This window comes from Thermoleptolyngbya sp. M55_K2018_002, assembly GCF_015295965.1.
Lineage (GTDB): Bacteria > Cyanobacteriota > Cyanobacteriia > Elainellales > Elainellaceae > Thermoleptolyngbya > Thermoleptolyngbya sichuanensis.
On record NZ_DVEA01000211.1, the window covers coordinates 1 to 4559 of the forward strand.

A 4559-nucleotide genomic window follows, 5' to 3' on the forward strand; every position below is an offset into this window, starting at 1 on the left:
GGCGATCGCCCGTTGCGGCGTAATGCGGCAGAGGTCGGGCGAGGTTCCCAGCACCTCGACGATATCCGCCAAGGGCAGGTCAAAATCAAGCAGTTCCGCCTGCCCGATCCAGTCTTGCCCCTGGTCTTGCAAAAACGCCTGCTTCCACAGCCCCAGACAAAAGGTGTGCGTCGCCCGCACGGCCGTTCCCAGCACCGCGCCCGTGTTGGTGTGCAGTCCAGAGGGCAGGTCAATACTCAGCACGGGTTTCTGCCAGGTGTTAATCCGGTCAACGGCGGCGGCGATGTCGCCAGAGAGCGGCCGCGTCAGCCCAAAGCCAAACAATCCGTCAATCAGCACGGTGCAATCGGCTAAATTAGCCAGCGCCACCTGGGGAATGCCCAAACTGGCGGCATAGCGGGCATGGTGAGCCGTTAGCTCCTTGAGACTGGCAAAGGGCGCAAAAAGTTTCACGCCATAGCCGCGAAAATACAGTTCCCGCGCCACCACCAGGGCATCGCCGCCGTTGTGCCCCGGCCCGACCAGAATGCCAAACGTCGTTCGCGCATCGGGATACAGCTCACACACGCGCCGGGTAATTAGCCCCGCCACCTTCTCCATCAGCGCCGCCACGGGCATCCCCGCCGCAAACACCCGCGACTCGATGGCCGCCATCTGACTGGCCGAAACGACAAACTGCTGAATCTGGGTGTGCCGCATGGGAGGGGTTCGGGGTCAGGGGTTAGGAATCTAGCCAGATGCTCTTGCTGCTGCGATCCTATCCCTAATATTGACTTTGGATTTTGGATTGGCGATTTTGGATTGCAAGTCGGGCGTTTGCGAGGCTTCCAGCAATTTCATTGGTGGCAGCATTTAGGAGAGTTGAGACAGCGTAAGGGGTTTCGCGTTGCGCTTTTATCGTTGCTGCTGGATAGACTTAGAAAAAATTTATTGTGCAGCAGCCGAAGGAAAAGTTAGGTCAACAAGAAATCTGGTTGGCTCTGAGCAGCTTAACGTTGTGTCCTCACTCCCGACTCCTGACTCCTGACTCCTGCTGTAAAACCAGTGCTGAAGAGGGAAATTGTGCAAATTCGGGAAGATGATTTGACGGGTGACAAGATTGCGGCGCTGCTGCAAGAGCATCTGGATAATATGCACGAAATTACGCCGCCAGGGAGTGTTCATGCGCTGGATCTGGAACGGCTGCGATCGCCTGACATCACCTTCTGGAGTGCGTGGCAGGGAGACGAACTGCTGGGCTGTGGCGCACTCAGGCACCTGGATGCCACCAGCGGTGAAATCAAGTCCATGCGGACGGTTCAGGCATACCGTCGTAAGGGCGTTGCCTCAAAGCTGCTGGAGCATATTCTCGCGGAAGCAGAGCGGCGGGGCTATGGCCGTCTGTATCTGGAAACGGGGGCACTGGCGGAATTTGCTGCGGCGCGATCGCTCTATGCCCGCTACGGGTTCGAGCCGTGCGGACCCTTTGCCGACTATGCGGATGATCCCAACAGTGCTTTTATGACAAAGGCGCTCCCAGCGAAGAAACAGGCTCCAATCAGCCTGCCTGCTTCGGAGAGCGCTTGATGAACCGCATTTCGCCCTGAAACTCGCCCGCCGTTTCAACCCCCACCGCCGTCCAGCCCAGGTGCAGGTAAAACCCGTAGGCCCGCAGGGTTGGGTCGTTGCCCGTCACTAGCCAGATTTCCTCGCACCCTGCCGACCAGAGCCAGTCTTCGGCTGCCTGCAAGAGCGATCGCCCAATGCCGCGTCCTTCATAGGCTGGCAGCACAAACAGCCCAAAGATCGTTTTCTCAGTGGCATTGGCAATGGCAAACCCGGCTAGACGGTGCGCGGGCGGGTCTGGGCTGCCAGGATTCATCTTGGGCTTCACTTCGGCATTCATCTCGGCAACCCAAGCGCAGCAGTCGGTGTCTAGCATATGCGCGACGGAGGCTGGCGTAATGCCTAGCGCGGCAATTTCCTCGCGGGACTGGTGATTTTCCACAACGCTGGTGCGGATGTCAAACAGGGCCTCGATGTCTGTCGCCTGTGCTGGGCGGATCTGCCACCCCCAGAGATTGCCCTGTAGATAGCCCTCGATGGCCGGACGGATCGGCGCGAGGCTCTTGTAGCGCTGCATATCGGGCGGCATCTGGGCGATCGCCCTGACCAGGCCTGCCGCTGCTTCTGGGTATTGCTGCAACATGGCCAGCGGATAGGTATAGGTGCGTACCGTAAACAGCACGCCGCCGCTCTGGGGCAAGCGCCGCACGGTCTGTCGCTCTACCCGAATCCACAGGCGATCGCCCGCGTTGTCCGGCGTGAGGTCGGTTGGAACCGGATGGCTCCGCTGAACGCCCAGAAATAGCTCCGGCGTATCGACAATGCTCCAGTTAAACCGATAGCCGGGATGATCGGGCTGGAGCCGCGCAAAGAAGTTATCCATCGGCCGCTCCAGCGTCTTGTCATAGCCAGGAACGGGCGCATGAATCTGCCCCAGCGGTCGCCCCAGCTTATCGGCCAAGCGCCAGTAGAGCGGAAAGCACAGCGACCCCGCCACTAGGCGATAGGTTCCCTCCGCCGACGGCAGCAGCACCAGCAGATCTTCCTGCACCCAGCGCCCCGCCAGATCCAGCGGACACTCGCGCCAGGATTGCGGAGCCATCTCGCCCCCGTTGCCCACTGTCCAGGTTTCGCCTGTGAGGTGGTTGATCAGGCGATCGCCCGCCTGGGTAAACCATTGGGGAAATCGCCGGGGCAAATGATCAGCCAGTAAATTCAACACGTCTTGCTGGGCTGCATCGCTGCCGGGGAGCGCGGCAAAGACTTCTGCATGGCGTTCACTCAGCAGTTCGCGCTTCCGTTGCAAATAGCGTTCGTACTGGTCGTCGATTTCTATCCAGTGGTCGAGGGAGAGCGATCGCAGCCCCAGCCGCATCTGCCAGCGCCCGTCGGCGAACGGAAAATATGTAGCAGGGGGAGGGGCAGCAGGGGAAGACATCGGTTTCGGGCAATCCTATCGGATTTTGCCTGCATCTCTTAATCGCTAATAATCGCTCATATCGGTAATTGGTAGTGTTATTCGGTAGCAACGAAACGCTAACGGCGGGATTTGGGGGTGTTTTGCCGCAGGCGATCGCGGATTTGCTCAAGCTGCTCCTGGCTGCTGACGGGCGATCGCGGCGACGGCAGTTCCGTATTGGGCCACAGTTCCAGATCAGAGCAGGGGCAGGAAAGCTCCTTGCGCTGTCCCAGCTCCAGCATCGGTACAGGCATATTGCAGCGGGCGCAGGACTCGATCACCCAGGCGGGCGAGAGCAGGTCAGCAATGCTCTGCGTCGTGCCTTCCAGGTAGCACTGAGACAGGTCGTGCTGCATCAAGATTTTCCAGGCGAGGGCAAAGTCATAGCTGTAGCGATCGCCCTGCAACACGGTTTTGGGCAGCAGCGGCTCTGCGTTGCCCGGAAGAATCACGCGCTTGCCAAGCTGAAACCAGGAACCCAAATAATCTCTAACCTGATCGAGAGAAGCCATAGCGCCCTCCTGGGGCAAAGTCCTTGAAACTGCGATCGCCCCGACTGGATGAAGTAGCCTGCGATTCTAATGGCCTTAGTTACTAATGGCCCTAATGGCCCGACCTTAATGGCCTGAATTCCATTGTCTCTATACGTCCATCCTATCGGCATCCATCAGCCGACAGGGTTCGTAAAACCGAAGCGTTTCTTAAGGTTTTAGGGATGATCCTACTAACAATTACTCTAACAATCACTCGGTTGCCCCATCAGGCTCCGGCAGCCGCACCCCAAGCTGCGCCAGATCCAGCGCGTAGCCGCCCGTGACTAGATAGACCGACTGGGCGATCGCCCCGATGCGGCGGGTTAGAGAACCAAGGCGATCGCGGAAGATGCGCCCCAGCGGATAGGCCGGCACCACGCCCCAGCCCGTCTCTTCCGCCACCAAGATCAGCTCCGCAGGGCTGGATCGCAGCACAGCCAGCAGCGTGGCAACCGTACTCTGCCAGGTGTCTTCGTCTTGCTCCAGCACATTGGCCAGCCAGGTTCCCAGGGCATCCACCAGCCAGCACTCGCCAGCGGCGGCAGTCACCAGCAGGGCAGCCAGATCCACGGGTTCCTCAAGGCACGTCCAGTCGGCGGGGCGACGCTGCTGATGCTGATTGATGCGGGCCTGCCACTCGGCATCGTCCGCACGGCGCTGGGCAGTGGCAATGTAAATCACGGAACCGGAGCGCGATCGCGCTAAATGCTCTGCCCATTCGCTCTTGCCGGAGCGAGAAGGGCCCGTGATCAGCGTAATGGGCATATTCTCTGCGGTGAGAGGACGGGAAAAACGCGAGAAAAAGGGTGCAAACGTTGCGAAGAATCTTTTTAGCATATTCCGTTGCCAAAATTCCTCGATAGAATGGCGACAGCCGCTTTCCCCCGCCCATCATGAAATCTGGACTGCAACGGATCGAAGCCACGCTGAATCAGCTCGACACGCTGCCAGAGGCAGAACCACGAGCGGATCGGTCAGGGGCGCAGTCCACGGTTTCCCCAGAAACGCAATCGGTGGCGCAA

Annotated in this window: 5 protein-coding genes and 1 pseudogene; 1 reads left to right on the plus strand and 5 read right to left on the minus strand. The window is 59.4% G+C overall.

What is annotated here, in order from left to right; translation table 11 throughout:
• Positions 1-699, minus strand: a 699-nt coding sequence (locus IGS51_RS10320; protein WP_297078320.1) for an NAD(P)H-hydrate epimerase, incomplete at its 3' end; no start/stop codon positions are given.
• Between the two features lie 348 nt (positions 700-1047).
• Between IGS51_RS10320 and IGS51_RS10325 the strand changes: the two genes are divergently transcribed.
• Positions 1048-1566, plus strand: a complete 519-nt coding sequence (locus tag IGS51_RS10325) for a GNAT family N-acetyltransferase (RefSeq protein WP_367279308.1) — start codon at positions 1048-1050, stop codon at positions 1564-1566.
• Here the strand turns inward: IGS51_RS10325 and IGS51_RS22350 are convergent.
• The 4 genes and pseudogenes from IGS51_RS22350 to cobU all read right to left on the minus strand — a co-directional run bounded on the left by IGS51_RS22350 (position 1538) and on the right by cobU (position 4302).
• Entirely contained in the window at positions 1538-2044 is a 507-nt protein-coding gene (locus tag IGS51_RS22350) for a GNAT family N-acetyltransferase (RefSeq protein ID WP_367279309.1), read from the minus strand. The two genes, IGS51_RS10325 and IGS51_RS22350, sit on opposite strands and share 29 nt — an antisense overlap.
• Positions 2045-2194: 150 nt before the next feature.
• Positions 2195-2983 (minus strand): annotated as a pseudogene (locus tag IGS51_RS22355) (DUF3445 domain-containing protein); the annotation flags it as partial.
• A gap of 98 nt (positions 2984-3081) precedes the next feature.
• A complete protein-coding gene (locus IGS51_RS10335; protein ID WP_297078323.1) occupies positions 3082-3516 on the minus strand; it encodes a hypothetical protein in 435 nt (144 codons plus the stop codon).
• A gap of 231 nt (positions 3517-3747) precedes the next feature.
• The gene (cobU, locus tag IGS51_RS10340; RefSeq protein ID WP_297078324.1) at positions 3748-4302 is read right to left on the minus strand and encodes a bifunctional adenosylcobinamide kinase/adenosylcobinamide-phosphate guanylyltransferase; all 555 of its coding nucleotides are present in this window, start codon (positions 4300-4302) and stop codon (positions 3748-3750) included.
• Positions 4303-4559 lie beyond the last annotated feature (257 nt).

What these genes read in the sequence shown, in the direction of transcription:
- IGS51_RS10335 (WP_297078323.1), bottom strand. Translation starts at nt 3,516, where the DNA reads ATGGCTTCTCTCGATCAGGTTAGAGATTATTTGGGTTCCTGGTTTCAG.
- cobU (WP_297078324.1), bottom strand. Translation starts at nt 4,302, where the DNA reads ATGCCCATTACGCTGATCACGGGCCCTTCTCGCTCCGGCAAGAGCGAA.